This is a genomic window from Parvimonas micra (genome assembly GCF_037482165.1).
Classification (GTDB): domain Bacteria; phylum Bacillota; class Clostridia; order Tissierellales; family Peptoniphilaceae; genus Parvimonas.
This window is the reverse complement of the sequence record NZ_CP148048.1, coordinates 271,628-292,400: the sequence shown is the minus strand read 5'-3', so window position 1 is coordinate 292,400 and position 20,773 is coordinate 271,628. Positions and strand designations below refer to the sequence as shown.

General features: G+C 28.5%; 13 protein-coding genes. 2 read left to right on the top strand and 11 right to left on the bottom strand.

Features of this window, described 5'->3' with window-relative positions; genetic code table 11:
• Positions 1–264: 264 nt before the first annotated feature.
• A complete protein-coding gene (locus WFJ11_RS01395) occupies positions 265–3,381 on the top strand; it encodes a hypothetical protein (protein ID WP_338817530.1) in 3,117 nt (1,038 codons plus the stop codon).
• Positions 3,382–3,726: 345 nt separating this feature from the next.
• On the opposite strand, the gene WFJ11_RS01390 is transcribed toward WFJ11_RS01395, so the two are convergent.
• The 9 genes from WFJ11_RS01390 to WFJ11_RS01350 all read right to left on the bottom strand — a co-directional run bounded on the left by WFJ11_RS01390 (position 3,727) and on the right by WFJ11_RS01350 (position 19,577).
• Positions 3,727–4,497, bottom strand: a complete 771-nt coding sequence (locus WFJ11_RS01390) for a TIGR02206 family membrane protein (RefSeq protein WP_293440902.1) — start codon at positions 4,495–4,497, stop codon at positions 3,727–3,729.
• A 2-nt stretch (positions 4,498–4,499) separates the two neighbouring features.
• Positions 4,500–5,405: a C39 family peptidase gene (locus WFJ11_RS01385; protein WP_338817529.1), complete on the bottom strand. Its 906-nt coding sequence runs from the start codon at positions 5,403–5,405 to the stop codon at positions 4,500–4,502.
• Between the two features lie 3 nt (positions 5,406–5,408).
• Positions 5,409–6,479: a peptide chain release factor 1 gene (gene prfA / locus WFJ11_RS01380; RefSeq protein ID WP_009354571.1), complete on the bottom strand. Its 1,071-nt coding sequence runs from the start codon at positions 6,477–6,479 to the stop codon at positions 5,409–5,411.
• A 371-nt stretch (positions 6,480–6,850) separates the two neighbouring features.
• The gene (locus tag WFJ11_RS01375; RefSeq protein WP_338817528.1) at positions 6,851–8,467 is read right to left on the bottom strand and encodes an ABC transporter ATP-binding protein; all 1,617 of its coding nucleotides are present in this window, start codon (positions 8,465–8,467) and stop codon (positions 6,851–6,853) included.
• 50 nt (positions 8,468–8,517) lie between these two features.
• Positions 8,518–10,113, bottom strand: coding sequence for an ATP-binding cassette domain-containing protein (locus WFJ11_RS01370; protein ID WP_293440425.1), 1,596 nt, complete (start codon positions 10,111–10,113; stop codon positions 8,518–8,520).
• A 436-nt stretch (positions 10,114–10,549) separates the two neighbouring features.
• Positions 10,550–10,927, bottom strand: a complete 378-nt coding sequence (locus tag WFJ11_RS01365; RefSeq protein ID WP_293440427.1) for a hypothetical protein — start codon at positions 10,925–10,927, stop codon at positions 10,550–10,552.
• A gap of 67 nt (positions 10,928–10,994) precedes the next feature.
• Entirely contained in the window at positions 10,995–12,080 is a 1,086-nt protein-coding gene (locus WFJ11_RS01360) for an MGDG synthase family glycosyltransferase (protein WP_293440429.1), read from the bottom strand.
• A 52-nt stretch (positions 12,081–12,132) separates the two neighbouring features.
• The gene (gene rpoC, locus WFJ11_RS01355) at positions 12,133–15,795 is read right to left on the bottom strand and encodes a DNA-directed RNA polymerase subunit beta' (protein WP_338817758.1); all 3,663 of its coding nucleotides are present in this window, start codon (positions 15,793–15,795) and stop codon (positions 12,133–12,135) included.
• 23 nt (positions 15,796–15,818) lie between these two features.
• Positions 15,819–19,577, bottom strand: a complete 3,759-nt coding sequence (locus WFJ11_RS01350; protein ID WP_293440431.1) for a DNA-directed RNA polymerase subunit beta — start codon at positions 19,575–19,577, stop codon at positions 15,819–15,821.
• A 282-nt stretch (positions 19,578–19,859) separates the two neighbouring features.
• Between WFJ11_RS01350 and WFJ11_RS01345 the strand changes: the two genes are divergently transcribed.
• Positions 19,860–20,009 (top strand): hypothetical protein, encoded by a 150-nt coding sequence (locus WFJ11_RS01345; protein ID WP_293440433.1) that lies wholly within the window; start codon positions 19,860–19,862, stop codon positions 20,007–20,009.
• Positions 20,010–20,065: 56 nt separating this feature from the next.
• On the opposite strand, the gene WFJ11_RS01340 is transcribed toward WFJ11_RS01345, so the two are convergent.
• Together WFJ11_RS01340 and WFJ11_RS01335 are read right to left on the bottom strand one after the other, a co-directional pair.
• The gene (locus WFJ11_RS01340; RefSeq protein ID WP_293440435.1) at positions 20,066–20,242 is read right to left on the bottom strand and encodes a hypothetical protein; all 177 of its coding nucleotides are present in this window, start codon (positions 20,240–20,242) and stop codon (positions 20,066–20,068) included.
• A gap of 97 nt (positions 20,243–20,339) precedes the next feature.
• Entirely contained in the window at positions 20,340–20,660 is a 321-nt protein-coding gene (locus WFJ11_RS01335) for a DUF1294 domain-containing protein (RefSeq protein ID WP_293440436.1), read from the bottom strand.
• Positions 20,661–20,773: the final 113 nt, after the last annotated feature.

Sequence of the window (20,773 nt, the reverse complement as noted above, 5' to 3'; positions counted from 1 at the left end):
AAAATTAATCAAGTTAAAATATTATCATTTTTATATAAAACAAAATTCTATCTTAAGAGGCTTTAATTATTTTTTATTTCACAAAAAAATTATATATACAAAAAAATTAACAATCATCTTTATATATATTTTTACACACTGCAAAAAAAGAAAAGAGTCACAAAAACTAAAAATTTAGAAAAAAAGAAAATTTAAGTGCTTATTGACAAAAAAAAGTTGTTCAGTATACAATTATATTGCAAAAATTATTTTACGGAGGAAAATATGAAAAGAAAAAAAGGAATTTTTAGAAAATTTGTAGTAATGTCTTTGCTTTTAAGTTTAGCATTGACTCCTATGGCTATGGCTACTGGTAATACCGTATATGCTGAAAACACAGAGAAAGCCAAAAATGCAAAACTTCCAAACTTTTGTTTAGAAGGTATTGATAAAGCTACAGGAAAAAGATTAACAAAAGAAATTACTTTAAAAGTAAAGACTCACCCAGATTATGCATTTTGGGGCGAGGAAGAGTACGATATTGAAAGTGTTAATGGGGTTTTTGACTTTTCAGTAGTTGAAGATAAAGGTAATCTTTACACTATTGAGATTAAAGGAGAATCAGATTATCAATTATCAAATATTAAAAAAGACAATAAAAATCTTAATATTCTAAAATTTGATTCTGTAAAGAAGACATTGCGTACTTCTAACTTAAATGGTGATGAAGTTGAAATCAATAATTTAATTTTTGAAAAAAAATCAAATGATAACGAAAATACTGAGGATGAAAATAAGGATGTTACTATTAAAGAAATAGAAGTTGTTTTCCCTGATGGAAGTAAAGTTCCGGATGGAGTTAATTTCCATACATTTAACAAGGAAAACAAGGATATGGCTGATTATGTAACTTCAAATGGAAAATTATCAGTAGTTAAAGTACCGGTTGGAGCTAGAATGAAATTAGGTATTTCAACTGATAAGGATAAATATACTTTAAAAACTGATAATGGATACGAAAACTATATTTGGTTTAAGGCAGATAAAAACGGTATAGCAAAATATTATAATGAAATAACCGGAGAATTATCCGAAAAAACTGTAGAAAAAATAGTTGTTGTTAAAAAATCAGACTTAATTGGTAAAAAACCTGAAAATGGAATATTAACAAAAAAAATTCTAGAAGTTTTTGATATTACTTCACATAAAGCAGTTACTGAAAATAATTTAAAATTCGTAGTTATGGGTGGTGGAGAAACTAAAGAATTTGTAAGTAAAAATGGAAAAATCGAATTAGAACTTTATAAAAATACCGAATATACTATAAATATAGTTAGATCTGTTGAAAATACTTATAAAATGAGCGGCTTTAAATTCAGAATAAATGATGATAATAGTATTGAAAACGAATCAAAAGAGAAGGTTGAAAAACTAAATGTATATCAAGGTTCCTATCTAGTTAGAATTTATGTTATTCAAGGTGGAAAACATCTAAAAAAATCTATTGATTTTAAAATTGAAGAAATTGGAACAAACTCAGTTCAAATTAGAAAAAATGAAAATAACTTTTTAAATTTTGATGCAAAAATCGGTAAGTCTTATAAAATAACTATGAAGGATAAGGACTCTGAATATTATTTAGAAAAGCCTATAGAATTTACAGTTGAAAAAGATAAAGAAGACGGTTTATATTGGCCAAAAGTACCAGAAGGAGATACTTCTCAAGGTAAGAATAGAAAACTTAAAGCTGTATTTTTAAAACGTTATGACGGTGTAGGAAATAATATTCCAGGTCTTGGTGGAAATGATACAGATCCTTCTTGTCCAAGTTGTCCTGATAATTCAGATGTTGTTTGTGAAGTAAGTAAAAGCAAAGTAAAAACTTTACCGATTTCTGTAAAACTACCGGAAGGTGCAGACAAAAAAGATATAAAATTCAAATTATTTAATTCAAGTAAACAACAATATGAAGGAGAATTTACTCTAGATGAAAACGGAAAGTTACCAGCTCTTGAGTTATTTGAAAAGAATTCATATTTCTTACAATTAGTTTCAAACAAATATTTTATGCACAATAAACATTTTGAAGCTGTAAAAGAAGGTAAGTTCCCATTTGCCTTCAAGGATAAAAAAGAATTAACAGAACTTGTTGTTAAGAATAATACATCTAATGTTAAAAATGATGGAACTTATGAAATTGACATTAAGTTCGTAAAAGATAATAAAGCTCTTGTAAATGAAGAAATTCAATTTATTAGTGCAATTCATACTACAAAAGCTACAACAGATGAATTAGGACATTTAAAAGTTAGATTAATGGAAGATGTAACTTATGTTGCTAAACCAACTAATGAAAATCTTATAATTGATACATTCCCTATCGTTGTAAAAGATAAAACTGAATGGGGAACTCCGGGAATTAAATATGTTTTTGATCATTCATCTTGTGGAAGTGCTGAAATTATCAAAGTAAAAAATAAAATTTCAGGTAGAACTAATGGCTCTATTACTTGTAAACCGGGTAACACAACAATAAAAGGAATGGACTTTAAAAATTTATTCTTGCTTACTGACCACTTAGATAAATCTGATTATCCTGAATTAAAAGAAAAAGATGCTATGATTCTCGATTTAGTTCTACTTAATCATGTAAGACAAAATTGTGAAAGAACTAAATTAGCCTATGGAGATTTTGAAATTCTAAGAAAAATCCCTACAGGTAAAAAAGTTTCTTCCGCTTATTATCTAAACGGAAATAACAAAGAAGAATTGAAATTTGAACAAGTTGGAGATATTGTAAAAATTACTGATGTTCATAGTTTAGGAATTCATCCTTTAGTAATAGAATTTGAAAAGTCAGGATTAGATATCCCAGATAACAATGAAAAAGTAAAAAACAGCTGGAAACTTATAAACAATGTTTGGTTTAGATTTGATAAAGATGGAAACATGCTTAAGGATAGTTGGTTTGAAGAAAATGGAAAATGGTACTACCTTAAATCAAATGGCTCAATGGCAAATGATGAATGGATACTAGTAGGTGGAACATGGTATTTTGCAAATACTAATGGAAGAATTTCACAAAACGAATGGGTATATGTTGATAGAAACTGGTATTTTGCAAATGAAAGTGGTCGTATTGCTACTAATGAATGGGTGTTCGTTAACGAAAACTGGTATTTTGCAAACGAAAATGGACGCATCTCTACTAATGAGTGGGTGTATGTTGATGGAAATTGGTATTTTGCAAATGAAAGTGGTCGCATTGCTACTAATGAATGGGTGTATGTTGGTGAAAAATGGTATTATGCCGAAGACGATGGACGTATTGCTCAAGAAAAAATACTTAACATCAACAATATAAATTATATATTCGATTCAAATGGTGTATTAATTGAATAGTTAATGATAAAGGCTGAGTAAAACTCAGCCTTTATATTTGAAAAATTTTTATTATGATAATGGAATATACAATTTACAATTTATATCATATATATTTACTGAGAAACTATACAAATACACAATCTTTACCTAAGTCAATTTATACCTAATTTTATATTTCTAAACAAATTGAAGTTGGAACAAAATGCAAAACAATAAAGAATATATAACAACTCTTAAATATTTTATTTAACAATAAGAGCACCTACATTATGCAACACTTCACATCAAGTCGGCACCCAGGAATCTTGTTGTTTCACAATAAAAAGCACTAACTATAAAGTCAGTACTTTTTCCTTAACATCATTAATTTTCAATTTTTCTACGTGATATTTTAAATTTTCCATCTCTTGATTTCATAAAATATGAATGTACAAGATATAAACCAAAATTTAGCACCAACATCATAATTGCTATATAAGTTATAGGATGCAATCTGTCTGCCACATCAGTAAAAATTGGTGGCTTTGATAAAAATGCATAATTACATTTAGTAAAACTATTAAAAATAATAACTGCAATATGCAAGATGTTGGTAAAAACAAAAACTTCTGTATATTTTTTAAATGAAATTTCTATTTCTTCTACAAAGAATATATAACAACTTATCCAAAGTAACAAAGTATGTCCAACGAAGAAACTTATCCAAGTATAATGTGGAAATATAAATCTGTCTAACTCTGGTGTTATTAAAGCAACTATTGAACCAACAAATCCTAAATAAATCCCAATTCTTTTGGATTTATCATTATTAAAAAACACACCATATATCAAGCATATAATTGCAACTCTACAATCATATAAAGGTAAACTTGTCTCTATGGAAAATGCCCCACTAAATATATACCAAGTATATAGTATTATTTGTTGAAATAATAATACTATAACCAAAATTTTTAAAATATTTTTATTATTATTTTTAATTTTATCTCTATATTTATAAATTAAAATTGCACCCAAAAAGGCAATTAACATTAGTATAATATGAGTAAACCCAAATTTTTCAATGTCATAGCCCTCAGGTTCTGATCTAAAAAAATAAACTAAAAAATTTATTATTCTTTCTAAAAAATTCAAAACTATTCTCCTTTAGTAAAAGACCAAGCATTTTTCATCTGAGATTTTAATCTCTCATAACTCCACTTTTCACTTGTGTTTGTAGGACTATTTGGGTCGTTTATTATGAACATACCATCTTCATCAACACTAACTAAAACAATATAATGTCCTATTGAAGAAAAATCTCCAGGTCCTACATTTGCAATTATTGGTCTTCCGTTTTTCAACTCCTTTTTAAAAACTTCTTCATCAGTTTTCAAGTCTTTAACTTTTAATCCATATTTTTTTGGAACTTCTGTAAAATATTTCCAACCTGTTCCTGAACCTTCAGCATATTCTTCATACTTTGCCAATTCCACAGGAGTTATTGAATTATCTTTTAGAAGCCCCGAAACAACCATCGCCATCGAAGTTGGTCCACAACCATTTATGGCAATATTGTCATCAGTGTATTTCTTTTGTCCCCAACGTCTATCCCATTGTAAATAATACGGAATATCTCTTTTAAAATCAACACTTTCTCCAGTAAAATTATCCACTGTTCTATTTTCAAGTTTATCTTTAATAAAAAGTTTTGCAGACGGATTTCTATAAAGTAAAGCTAGATATGGATAAGTTAGTTTATCCTTACTTTTTAAAATTTCTTGAATATCTGAATCTTCACTGTTAGCAAGTCCGTCCATAACAGTTTGTTCTGTTAAAATGCTTCCCTTTTCACCAGTATTAACTTTTGTTGAAAGTTTAGACACATCAATTCCATTAGCATTTAAAGTTTTTGTATTAGTTTCAATCTCTTTTACTGTATTAACTAAAACTTCATCTTCTTTTTTTGCAAAAACAAAATTGAAAAACACAAAAATCCCAAATACATATAATACAAGATAAACACCAAATTTAGTAAATTTATTTTGTAAATTTAAATTCATAATCTACTCCGCAATTGCTAACATTTTTTTAGCCTGATCGCTTGTGATAAGAGCATCAATCATATCAGAAATATCTCCATTTAAGAAACTATCTAATTGATAAATAGTCATATTTATTCTATGGTCTGTAACTCTTCCTTGTGGAAAATTATAAGTTCTTATTCTTTCAGATCTATCTCCTGACCCTATTTGCGATTTTCTTGCATCAGCAATATCCTTATTTTGTTCTTCTTGATACTTTTCATAAAGTCTTGATTTCAAAATTTTCATTGCCTTTTCTTTATTTTTAAGTTGTGATTTTTCATCTTGACAAGTAACAACAACTCCTGTAGGAATATGAGTAATTCTTACAGCAGAGTCAGTTGTATTTACACATTGTCCTCCATTACCACTAGCTCTATAAACATCAATTCTAAGGTCATTTTGATTTATTACAACATCAACATCTTCAACTTCTGGTAAAACTGCAACAGTTGCAGCAGAAGTATGAATTCTTCCACTTGATTCTGTAGCAGGAACACGTTGAACTCTATGAACGCCACTTTCATATTTCAATTTTGAATATGCTCCATGACCTTTAACTAAGAAAACAACTTCTTTAATTCCTCCAACTCCTTGTTCAGAAATACTCATTATTTCTGTTTTCCATTTTTGTTTATCTGCGAACATTCTATACATTCTAAGAAGATCCTCTGCGAAAAGTCCCGCTTCATCTCCACCTGTACCAGCTCTTACTTCCATAAATACATTCTTTTCATCATTAGGGTCTTTTGGCAATAACAAAATTTTAAGATCTTGTTCTTCCTTTTCAATACTATCTTCAAGCTCTGAAATTTCTTCCTTAACAAGTTCTTTCATTTCATCGTCTAAACTTTCCTTTAACATTTCTTTATTTTCTTCAAGTTCTTTCTTATGTTTAGAATATTCTCTATATTTTTCAACAATTGGCTTCATATCGCCATGTTCTTTAGCAAGTTTTTGCCAAACATTCATATCTTTCATAATTTCAGGATCTATAATTTTCTTTTCAAGCTCCTCGAATTTTTCAACTAATAGTTCTAATTTATCAAACAAAGTATATCTCTCCTTCTTTAATAACAATTAACTTTAATTTATATTAACAATTTATTTTTTCTTAAATGTAGCTTTATCAATAGTCACAAATCTAATAATTAAATCATAACTCCTTTTAAATAAATTTTTTAAGGTAGTTATGATGAAATGTATATAGCTTTATCAACAGGCATAAAGCTATTAATTATATCATAACTCCTTTACGATACTTTTTTTATGGTAGTTATGATGAAATATAAGTAGCTTTGCCATTAGGCGCAAAGCTACTTATATTATAACACACTTACTATATTATTGTAAAATTTTCTCACCAAAAATCTACTAAAAATCAAAAGAAATCCCAACACATAAGTATCGGGAATAAAATTCTTTTATCTTTGTTTAGAAAGTTCTAAATTTTTATTATTAATGGTATAAATTTTATCAGCAATTTTTTCATAAAGCAGGTCGTGAGCTATTAAAATCATTATGCATTTTCTTTTTTCTTCCTCTAGAAAATCTCTTAAAATAGCTTTTGATTCAACATCTAAATTTGCTGACGGCTCGTCAAGTAAAACAATACTCTTTTCTTGCATAAATGTTCTTATCAAAAATAATTTCTGCTGTTCTCCAAGTGAAAGATTTGCCGGATTTGTTTTAACTTCATAATTTTCATCTTTTGCATTAAATCTTTTCAAAAGATTTTGCATCTTTGAAATTTGTTCTTCCCTTTCTACTTCAGTTAAAATTATATTTTCTCTAACGGTTCCATTAAATAACATTGACGGATTATACAAGTAGGAAATATCTTCTTTTTTATCCTCCGATATTCTAAAATATCCACCTTTTTCTTTAATTTGTTTTACAGAATAAACTCCTGCAAGTAAATTTAAAAGCGTAGTTTTCCCTGTTCCATTATCTCCTTTTAGAATATAAAGTCCATTTTCAGAAATTGTAAAATCTTCTATTTTAAATAATAACTCATCTTTTGCATTTATAATTTCAACATTTTTAATTTCTATAGGACTTTCTTGTTTTACAAAAAGTTTTGAATAATTATTTTCTTCATTTTCATAATTTAAAAAATTTCTAATTCTTTCAAAACTTGCTACCGAAGAATTTGCATTTGCTTTTAAATTTGCAATAGAAGTTATTGGTGTATAAATCATTTGAGCATATTGTAAAAACATAATCAATGTTCCAATAGTAAAAATTCCCCTATGAACAAAACTTGCTCCCAAAATTAAAACTATAAAAGGGCTGAGAGTTGAAATAAACTTTGGAAATTCCATATTTAAAATTAAGAACTTATGTTTTGTACCTGTAATATTCCAACGTTTTTCAGCTATATAATTAAATTTCTTAAAAAACAAACCCCAAGCCTTAAATAACTCGATACTTGTTTTTTTATAAACAACATCTTCTTCTTGTTCAAAAATCTTGTCATTTAATTTCATCTCTTCACTTGCAAGTTTTTCCATTCGATTCTTATTAAAATAATTTCCAAGATAATAAATCGGTATTAATACAAAAGTTATTATTGCAAGTATGTAATTAATTTTTATCAGTATAAGAGCTACTAATAAAATCTTTATAGAATCCACTACTAAATCTATTTTTAAATTAATATATGTATAAATTACAGCTATATCATAATTCAAAAGATTCAACACCTTAGCCTTGCTCATTCCTTCATAGTCCGGTGTATTTATCTTAGAAATCTTTTTTACAATTTGTTTTTGATATTTTAAAGCAGTTTTATTACAAAATATCTGATTTAGATAATCACATAAATAGCTAATTCCATGAACAAAAACCGCAAATACAATTATCCCAAATATGTATAAATATAATTTTCCACTGTCTATATTCCCCACATTATCAAGAATACTCTTAAAAATATAAGGAAAAATAAGTGAAATAAAATAAACTCCAAGCGAAAAAACACATAGAAAAATAACGCTGGATTTTTTTAACTTAATCGGTAAATCAAATTTTGAATTTTTCATTAGAAAACAACTCCTCCTTAGAAAATATATGTTTAACTTAGATACATTTATCAATTTTTTATTATATTAATTTTTTCTCCTGTAAATTCTAAAATATAGTCATACATTTTTAAATTTTCTTCTGAATAATTGTGAGAAATATTAATAAGTACTAAGCTTTCATCACTTAAAATCATTTTTTCAATTATTGAAATTGAATTTTTATCAATATTGCTCATAGCTTCATCAAATACCAAAAAATTACTATTTCTAAGTAAAGCTCTAGCAATTATAATTTTTTGTTTTTCGCCCCCCGAAATTGAAAGATTTAATTCATTTAAATTTTCATTTCTATTTTCTATAAGCTTTTTATCTAGATTCACTTTATTTAAAATATCATAAATCAAATTATCCTCAATATTTTTAAATAGAGTTATATTTGAAACTATATTTTCATTAAATAGAAAAGAATTTTGTTCAACATAGACAAGATTTTTTGAAATATCTGGATAATTCTTTATATTTTTACCATTTATCTTTATATTTCCACTATAATTTTCAAGCTCCCCGAACAGTAATTTCAAAATCGTACTCTTTCCGGAGCCGTTTTGACCTTTAATAAGGTATTTTTTACCACTTTCAAAAACATTTGAAAAATTATCTATTATAAACTTATTTTGGTTATAAGAGAAACTTACATTTTCAAATTCAATTTTCTCAACTCTCTCTTGCTCATTTTCTTCAAATTCACAATCGGATAAGGTATTAAATAAATCATTTTTCACTTTCTTTATAGAAAATACAGTTATCAAATAGCTGGAAATAGTATTAATCGGATATATTAACAACTCTGATAATTGCAAAATTGCTATAAAAGCTCCGATAGTTTCTTTTCCACTAATAATTGAACTGATAACAACATAATAAATTAGAAACTGGGATATAAATGAAATTGCCCCCATGCTAATTTCTAAAACTGCATTTTTTATGCTATATCTATAAGCATATTTTTGTTCATCGGATGAAATGGATTCCATTTTATTATTTATATTTTTTTCTACGGAATATCTTTTTATAGTCCCTATTCCCTCAACAATATCATAAAAAGCTGTATTTAATCGTCTTAGTCCTAAAATGCTCTTTTCTCTTATTCTTTGCATATCTATTTCAAAAAAATAAGGAATTAGGATCGATATAATATTAGTTCCTAGGATAATAAATGATGCAAGAATATTCAATGAAAACAGCAAATACATATACCAAATAATAGATACTGCTTGAAATATAATATGTGGTATTGTTAAATAGTATTCTTCTACAACAGATTCTATCTCATTATTATAAATAGAGTAAAGCTCTTGAGGATTTTCTCCTTTTTTACCCTTTAATAAAATCCCTCTTACAAAAAGATTTCTAAGCTTCATATATAATAATCTTCTATACTTAGCATTCAACAATTTACCAATAAATTCAGAACACAATACTAAGACTATTAGAAGTGCATATTTTACAAAATATCCAAAAATTTTATCAAATTGTTTTTCTGTAATACTATCTGTAATTTCCTTAATTATCATTGGCATATTAGCATTTGAATAAACTGTAAAAATACTAAAAATTACAATTAATATAGAATATAGATAAATATTTTTCTTTAATTTTTTCATAATAACTAATACTCCATAAATTTCAATTATACAAAATAATTTTTCATTATTTTACATAATTATTGTATCATAGTAAATGAGTTTTTTCAACGATTTAATAGTTTCTTATCTTTGTCTATAATATAGCTCTTGAATAAAAAAATAGCTATGTAAAAATTTTACATAGCTTATTCTCTATAAATTTTAAGTGTGGTATTTACATCCTAATAGTATATTTGTGATTAGTGTTTATACTTTTTATTTTAAATTTAATAAAATAATTATATTAAGAAGTAAATTTATGACTTATTTATACCCAACAACTTTCAATAATAATTACTATTAATTATTTTTAAGAATATTTTATGCTTCATATATTATATATAAAATCCCATTTACAATTTGTTTTTTCACAATAAAAAATGAGGGTCTTAAAACCCTCATTAAAAATATCAAATTATTTTTTTTCACCTTCTGATTCTTTTACATTCTTAACATAATTTTCAGCAGCTTTTCCTAATTTAATAACTTCTTCTTTGTCAATTTTGTCTTCTTTAACTGAAGAAATTAGATTTTCGTATTTCTTTTCAATACTTTCTTTGTCTGCATCACTTAAATTTGGAATTTTTAATTCAACTGATTTTTGTTCTTCTAATGCTTTAATAGTTGAATTTTTTTCTTCTTCAGAAGCTTTTTCCATTTCCTTCTTTTCTTCTTTCTTTTCTTCTGTTTTTTGTTCGGCTTTCTTGTTTTCAGCTGGTTTTGATTGACAAGCAACCATTGATCCCATTAAAAATAAAGCCATAGCAGAAATTAAATATTTTTTAATTTTCATACAAAACCTCCTAAAAATCTCTATCCATAGTGCATTATACTATAAGAAAACATTTTTGTCAATGAATTTAGCTTATTTTTTCAACTAATTCTACAATTTTATCAACCGAAAATCCATTTGCTATATCTTTCATATTCAAAGCCATGTATTCTACCCTTCTTCTATTATTATAGAATTTTTTAACTTCCTTTACAACAGCGTCAATACCGTTTGCATATACACCTATTTCTTCTTCAACAATGAAGTTTTTATTTTCTTCTTCGTGACCTGGTATAAAGAAAGGAATTATAAGCGGTATATTTTTAACTATTGCCTCTGAAACTGTAAGTCCACCAGGTTTTGTAATTAAAATCTGATTTTCTTCCATTAGTCTTGCAATTTCATTTGTATAGCCTAAGATTTCAAGTCTATTTTCATCTATAAACAAACTATATTTTTTTTCTAGTTTTTCTTTTAATTCTTCATTTTTACCACAAACCATAGTAAGTCTAATATCATTTGAAATTTCTAATATAGGCATTATATACTCCGAAAAATCATTCATTCCCAATGTTCCAAATATAGTTAGAATATTAAAACCATCTTTCTTTTCATAATGTCTTTCTTTAAAACTATCACTTATAGGTATTCCAAAAGCACAAATCTTATCTTGTTTTATTCCGTCATCAATCATTCTATTTTTTGTAAATTCACTTGCTACAATATAATAATCAACGTAATCACTAAAATACATCTTATGTGTAATAAAATCTGTAATTACAGAAATAAAAGGAACATCATAATATTTTTTTTGCTTAATATGTTCCATAATTCCAATCGCAAAAACATGAGTACCTATAACTACATTAGGTTTTTTTTCTTCTAAAATAGGTAATATTTTATTACTCAACATATTTAAAATTGGTTTTGAAAAAACATTTTGTGATTGAGTTATATTAGTTCCCTTGTATATTAGTCCATAAATTTCAGGAGTTTTTGTTACAATACCTAAATATCCTCCAACGAGTAAACTATCCAATTTTTCAGAAATTTCTTTTAGTAAATCTATTTCTTCTACATAAAATCCCTTTTGTTCAAGTTTTTCTCTTATATTATTAGCAGCTTTATTATGTCCACCACCAAAAGATGCTGTTAAAATTAAAGCTTTTTTCATATTAATCCTCACTTTATAGAAAGAGTCGGAAAGTTTCTTCCGACTCTAAATATTATTCTTCAACTTCTTCCGTGATTTCAACTTCTTCAGTTTCAACTTCAGATTCGATTTCAGTTTCAGTTTCTTTTGCTTCATCTGATTCAGCACTTTCTTTTGATTCCTCGAAAATATGATCTTCCTCTGATTCAGCATTTTCAAGAGCAGCTTCTCTTGCAAGCCTATCTTCTTCTTCCATTGTTTCATAATCAATTTCGATTGATTTATAAACTTTCATTCCAGTTCCAGCAGGTATAAGTTTACCTAAGATTACATTTTCTTTTAATCCTATTAATCCATCTGCTTTTCCTTTAATAGAAGCATCAGTTAAAACTCTAGTTGTTTCTTGGAATGATGCTGCTGATAAGAAACTTTCAGTAGCAAGAGATGCCTTAGTAATACCTAATAGTACATTATCAAAAGTTGCTGGCATCTTATCTTCTTCAAGCATTTCTCTATTAACAGCTTCAACTTCTCTAAATGGAACTAAACTTCCCTCTAAGAAATTAGTATCACCTGAAGTATCGATTTTAACTTTAGAAAGCATTTGTTTTATAATGATTTCGATATGTCTATCATCGATATCTACCCCTTGATTACGATAAACTTTTTGAACTTCCTTAGTGATGTATTCTTGAACACCTGTTGGACCTTTAATAACTAAAATATCATGTGGATTTATAGAACCTTCAGTAAGCATATCACCCGCTTTAATTTCTTCTCCATCTTTAACTTTAATTCTAGCTCCATAAGGTATTGCATAAATTCTTTCATCACCATCATCTGCAGTTACAACTATATCATATCTCTTTTTATTATCAACTAATTTTACAGTACCATCAATTTCAGTTATATAAGCAAGTCCTTTTGGTTTTCTTGCTTCAAAAAGTTCTTCAACACGAGGAAGACCTTGAGTAATTCCAACACCGGCAACCCCACCAGAGTGGAATGTTCTCATGGTAAGTTGAGTACCCGGTTCCCCGATAGATTGAGCAGCTATAATTCCTACAGCTTCCCCAATATTAACTGGATTTCCTGTTGCAAGATTACGTCCATAACATTTTGCACAAACACCATGTTTAGATTTACAACCTAGAACTGAACGAACTTTTATTTCTGTAATTCCGAGCTTTTCAACTTTTTCAGCCAATCCTTCAGTAATCATTTCATTTTTATGAATTAATATTTCTCCTGTAGTAGGATTTAATACATCTTCAAATGAATGTCTTCCTACAATTCTGTCTGCAAGCTTTTCAACTATAGCATTTCCGTCTTTAAAGTCTCTAGCTAATACATATTCATCTGTACAACAATCATCTTCTCTAACAATTACATCTTGAGAAACATCTACAAGTCTTCTTGTTAAATATCCGGAGTCAGCTGTTCTAAGTGCAGTATCTGAAAGTCCTTTTCTTGAACCGTGAGTTGAAATAAAGAACTCTTGTACAGAAAGACCTTCTCTAAAGTTAGCTTTGATAGGAATTTCTACAATTCTACCGGTAGCAGAACTCATAAGTCCACGCATTCCAGCTAACTGTCTAATTTGGTTAATATTACCTCTGGCTCCTGAGTCGGCCATGATTGAAATACTATTTGTAGGATCTTGTTTTTCAACAAGAATCTTTGTAATATCTTCAGTAGCTTTAGTCCAAACAGAGATTACATATTCATATCTTTCTTGTTCGGAAACTAAACCGTCTCTAAATAATTCTTCATAAACAGCAATTTTCTTTTCTGCTTCTTTAAGAATTTCCCATTTTTCTTCCGGAACTATTACGTCATTCATTGAAATTGAAATAGCTCCAACTGTTGAATATTTATATCCTGTAGATTTAATATAGTCTAATACTTCAGCAGTTTTAATATTTCCATGTTTTCTAAAACATTTATCTACAATCTTACCAAGCATTTTTTTATCTACAAGTCTATCTATTTCTAATGAGAATTTATCTTTACTTCTATCAACAAATCCTAAATCTTGTGGAATATGTTCATTAAATATAAATCTACCAACAGTTGATTTTACGATTTGACTTTCTCCTGTTTCTTCATCTCTATACAAGATATTAACAGTATCATGAATTTTAACATTATTTGTAGAATAAGCCTTAAACATTTCATCATAATCCATAAATGAACGAACAGCTTGTTCTTCAACAGTTCCACTTGTTAAGTAATATGAACCTAATACCATATCTTGTGTAGGAGTTGTGATAGGCTTACCATCTTTTGGTGCTAAAATATTATTTGTAGAAAGCATCAAAAGTCTTGCTTCTGCTTGAGCTTCAGTTGATAAAGGTAAATGCACAGCCATTTGGTCACCGTCAAAGTCGGCATTATATGCAGTACAAACTAACGGATGTAATTTTATTGCTTTTCCTTCAACTAAAACCGGTTCAAATGCTTGAATACCAAGTCTATGAAGAGTCGGTGCTCTGTTTAAAAGCACAGGATGATCTTTGATAACTTTATCCAAAATGTCCCAAACATTTGAATTTAATCTTTCTACATATTTTTTTGCACTCTTAATATTATGAACAATTCCGTCTTCAACTAATTGTTTCATAATGAAAGGTTTGAATAATTCAAGAGCCATTTTTTTAGGAAGTCCACATTGGTGGAATTTTAAATCTGGTCCTACTACGATTACTGAACGTCCTGAATAGTCAACACGCTTTCCAAGTAAGTTTTGTCTAAATCTTCCTGTCTTTCCCTTTAACATATCTGATAAAGATTTAAGCTCTCTATTTCCTGCTCCTGTTACGGCTTTTCCATGTCTACCATTATCTATTAATGTATCCACAGCTTCTTGTAACATTCTCTTTTCATTTCTCATAATGATTTCCGGAGCATGAATTTCAATAAGTTTTTTCAATCTGTTATTTCTATTTATAACACGTCTATACAAATCATTTAAGTCTGAAGTTGCAAATCTTCCACCTTCAAGTTGAACCATAGGTCTCAAATCAGGTGGAATAACAGGAACGACATCAATAATCATCCATTCAGGTCTATTTCCTGATTTTCTGAAAGCTTCACAAACTTCAAGTCTTCTTGAAAGTCTAATTTTCTTTTGACCAGTTGCATCAACAAGACCTTTTTTCAATTCATCTGAAAGCTCATCTAAATCTATATTTTCTAAAAGCTCTTTAATTGCTTCAGCACCCATTCCAACTCTGAAATTTTCTGCACCAAATTTTTCACAAGCTTCTCCATATTCCCATTCAGTTAGTAATTGTTTAACATAAAGGTCAGTATCTTTTGCATCAAGAACAACATAATTTGCAAAATATAAGATTTTTTCAAGTGCTCTTGGGCTCATATCTAATATAAGACCCATTCTTGAAGGTATTCCTTTAAAATACCATATATGAGAAACCGGAGCAACAAGTTCTATATGACCCATTCTCTCACGTCTTACTTTAGACTTTGTGATTTCAACTCCACATTTTTCACATACATTTCCCTTGTATTTTATTCTTTTATACTTACCACAATTACATTCCCAGTCTTTTACCGGTCCAAATATTTTTTCACAGAAAAGACCATCTTTTTCAGGCTTTAAGGTTCTGTAATTTATGGTTTCTGGTTTTTTAACTTCTCCTCTTGACCAACTTCTTATTTTATCAGGTGAAGCTAAGCCAATTTTCATTGCATCAAAATTATTTAATTCCAACAAGGAGTCCACTCCCTTCCTCTATGTTATTGATCAATATCTTCTTCTATAAATATTTCGTCTTGTTCTACTTCTTCTGAACTACTTTTTTCTTTTTCATCTTTATCTTCTAAGAAACTAAGGTCAAAGCCATCAAAATCTTCTTCCTTATTTCCAGATTGATCATAGAATGAATCAAAGTCAAAATCTTCTTCCTCTTCTTCTTTGGCATACTCTTCATTTAAAACAAGTTGAGCCTTAATTTCATCGGAATTTTCTCTAAGTTTGATTTCTTCTCCTTCTTCATCAATCAATTTAACATCTAAACATAATGATTGTAATTCTTTCATAAGAACTTTGAAAGATTCAGGAATACCTGGTTCAGGAATATTTACACCCTTAACAATTGATTCATAAGTCTTAACTCTACCTACAATGTCATCACTCTTAACAGTTAGCATTTCTTGTAAAGTATGACTTGCGCCATATGCTTCCAATGCCCAAACTTCCATTTCTCCAAATCTTTGTCCACCGAATTGTGCCTTACCACCAAGTGGTTGTTGTGTAACCAAAGAATAAGGTCCGATAGATCTAGCATGAATTTTTTCATCTACTAAATGGTGAAGTTTTAACATATACATATAACCAACAGTTACAGGATTGTCAAATTCATCTCCAGTTCTTCCGTCTCTAAGTTTTATTTTTCCTGATTCAGGACAACCAGCAAGCTTTAATGCATCAAGAACATCAATATCACTTGCTCCGTCAAATACAGGTGTTGCAACTTTCCAACCAAGTCTTTTAGCTGCAAGTCCTAAATGCACTTCAAGTACTTGTCCGATGTTCATACGAGAAGGTACCCCTAATGGATTAAGAACGATTTGTAAAGGAGTTCCATCTGGTAAGAATGGCATATCTTCTTGAGGCATAATTCTTGAAATAACCCCTTTGTTACCATGTCTACCACACATTTTATCCCCTACATTAATCTTTCTCTTAGTAGCTACATAAACTCTAACCACTTCATTAACTCCAGGTGGTAATTCATCTCCATTTTTTCTACTATAACATTTGACATCTACAACAATACCAGTTTCTCCATGAGGAACTCTTAAAGAAGTATCTCTTACTTCTCTTGCCTTTTCTCCGAAAATAGCTCTTAAAAGTCTTTCTTCAGCACTTAACTCAGTTTCTCCCTTAGGTGATACTTTACCAACTAAGATATCTCCTGAATTAACTTCAGCACCAATTCTTATAATACCATTTTCATCTAAGTTCTTTCTCATATCTTCACCGATATTTATAACATCTCTTGTGATTTCTTCAGAACCTAATTTGATTTCTCTCGCTTCACATTCATGTTCTTCAATGTGTAATGAAGTTAAAACATCATCTATAACAAGTTGTTCATTCAACAACATCGCATCTTCGTAGTTATAACCTTCCCAGTTCATAAATGCCATTAAAATATTTTTACCTAATGCAATTTCTCCATTTTCTGTTGAAGGACCATCGGCAATAATATCCCCTGCATTAATTCTGTCATTTTCATTAACTATAGGTCTTTGATTAATTGTTGTTCCTTGGTTTGAACGTTTAAATTTAAGTAATCTATATTTATCAACTACATTATCTAAATCTCTTTTGATATGAATTTCATCACTATCAACTTTTGTAACAATTCCTGAATTTTTAGCAACGATAACAACCCCACTATCTCTTGCCGCTTTATGTTCTATACCAGTTCCTACGATAGGAGCTTCAGTAACAAGTAGAGGCACTGCTTGCCTTTGCATGTTTGAACCCATCAACGCACGAGTTGCATCGTCATTTTCAAGGAAAGGAATCATTGCTGTACCAACTGATACAATTTGTTGAGGAGAAACGTCCATAAGTTGAATTGTATCTCTTGGATAAATATCATTTTCGCCATTAATACCACGACCACTTACTCTTTCGTTTACAAAACGTCCGTTTTCATCAAGTGGTTCATTAGCTTGGGCAATAATAACTTCATCTTCTTCATCAGCAGTTAAATAAACAATGTCCTTTGTAGCAATTCCATTATTTACAACACGATATGGTGTTTCAATAAATCCATATTGATCAACTCTTGCATAAGTTGTAAGAGAAGTAATTAGACCGATGTTTGGACCTTCAGGAGTTTCTATCGGACAAATTCTTCCGTAGTGACTTTCATGAACGTCTCTTACTTCGTATCCTGCTCTATCTCTACTAAGACCACCAGGCCCTAATGCTGATAATCTTCTCTTATGAGTAAGTTCTGCAAGTGGATTGTTTTGATCCATGAATTGTGATAATTGTGAAGAACCAAAGAATTCTTTTAAAGACGCAACAAGAGGTCTTATATTAATAAGTCCTTGAGGTGTAGCAAGATCTGGATCTTGAGTTGACATTCTTTCTCTAACAACTCTCTCCATTCTTGATAAACCAATTCTAAATTGATTTTGTAAAAGTTCTCCAACAGCTCTAACTCTTCTATTTCCTAAATGGTCAATATCATCACAAATTCCAAGACCATAGAATAAGTTAAATTCATAACTTACAGTAGCTTCAATATCATCACGAATAATATGAGTAGGAGAAAGCTCTTTAACTCTATTTCTAACAGCTCTCTTAACTTGTGTTTCATATTCTTCGCCTTCATATTCTGATGCAGCTTCTAAAATTTCCATCATAACTGGATAGTAAATTTTTTCTGAAAGTCCATTGCATGAAATATCAAATCCCAATTCAAACGCACTAATATCAACAAAGTGGTTACCAACAACGATAATCTCTTTGTCTTCAACTTTTACATGAACTCTCTTATATCCTGCATTTTCAATTTTTTCAGCAAGTTCTTCTGAAATATAATCTCCAACACTTGCAATTTTTTCCATTTCACCAAATTTATCGGTCTTGAAAATATCTTCAGCTAAAATTGTTCCTATTAATCTATTTCTTAAAGCTAATTTCTTATTAAATTTATATCTACCAACTTTTGCAAGATCATATCTTCTTGGATCGAAAAGTAAATTATGTAATAAACTTTCCCCACTTTCAACAGTAGCAGGATCCCCCGGCTTTAATTTTCTATAAATTTCAAGAATAGCTTCTTGATAACTCTTTGTTATATCTTTTTCCAAAGTAGTATGAAGTTCTTTAATATCTCCGAAATTTTCAACCATTTCTTCATTTGTTTCATATAACAACGCCCTAATCATAGTTGTTATAGGCAATTTTCTTGTTCGGTCAATACGAACACTTACAACTCCGTTTGTGTCGGTATCATATTCTAACCAAGCACCTCTGTTCGGAATTACTGTTGAAGAAAATAACTTATTACCTGACTTGTCAATTTCTTCTCCATAATATACACCCGGACTTCTAACAAGCTGACTTACGATAACTCTTTCAGCCCCATTAATAATAAAAGTCCCGTTGTCAGTCATCAAAGGAATTTCTCCCATAAACACTTCTTGTTCTTTAACTTCGCCTGTATTATTGTTTGTTAAACGAACATCTACTTTTAGAAGTGTTGAATAGTTCATATCCCTATCCTTACATTCTTGTTCTGAATACTTTGGAGCATTTTCTAAACGATAATTTAAAAATTCCAGCTTCATAGCTTCGGAATAGTCTCTAATCGGACTAATATCGTCAAAAACATCTCTAATTCCTTGCTTAATAAACCAATCATAACTATCAGTTTGAATGGCAATTAGGTTTGGAAGATCCAAAACATTTTGAATTTTTGAATAACTAACCCTTTCTGTGATTCCATACTTTTCAGTATGTGTCATAAAACTTCACCCCTTTGAAAAATTAAAAAAAGATAAAAATACATATTATCCCACTATTACATTATTATCTTTAAATTTTAACAGATTTTTTATAAAAAGTAAAGGCTTTTTTTGGAATTTTTTCATTTTTTTAAACAGAAATTGACCTTTGAACCTGATAATTTTAATTTCATATTATGAATACTTTAATTAAATACTATATTATGGTATAATATAGTTGTAAATATATTATTTTGATAGTTCAATAAATTACTATTTAATATTAATCTAAAGGAGGCAATTATGAGAAAAAAATGGATGAATTATTTAACAATCACTATAATAGTATTTTTAATTATATTTCATTTCAAAGAGCTTTCTACTATAACATTTGTCTGCTTTGGAATAGTATTAGCCTCTCATTTATACGATTTATTTAAAGATAAATTTTAATTTAATTTCAGAATCAAAAAAGGAAGTAATTTTTATCACTTCCTTTAAATAATTTTTTATTTCTTTTCTAACTTTGACTCCAGTTTTTTTATTGTATTATTTAATTTATCTATTTTAGACAACATTTCTTTATTGTTTTTATTGATTGTTTTCTCCACACTATAAATTGAAAACACAATTGCACAACATTGTATAGATATTAATGCCAAAATTGTTATTTCTGAATTAGACATATAAACACCTCTATTCCTTATAATTTAAAATATTATTATAAATACTTTTACAATTCTTATAACTCAATTATATTCATTTAATTTAGCAAAGTCAATACTAAATTACATATTTATATAAATTATATAAAATCAACACTCTTCCCACAAAAAATAGTGGTACTAAAATTCTAAATTTAAGTTTTTTAGTTTTATGTCTAAATATTTGCATGGATAAAAAAGCTCCGATTGAGCCTAATAAAAAAGCTGATAACAATAAGCTATTCTCTGAAATTCTATTCTTGCCTTTTATAGCTTTTCTTTTATCAATATAAAATATTGTAAAAGATATTAAATTCATTATAAAAATTATAGAAATCAATAATTTATAGTTGTATAACAAACCGTCTAAAAGCAAATATAATATAAAAAATATCCTCATATACCCTCCAAAATAAGAACCCCACCCTTCCACGATGCTTCGGATCAGGTTGGTGCCCTGTAACCTTATTGTTTCACAATAAAAAGTCGCAACTCAAAAGAGCTACGACCTTA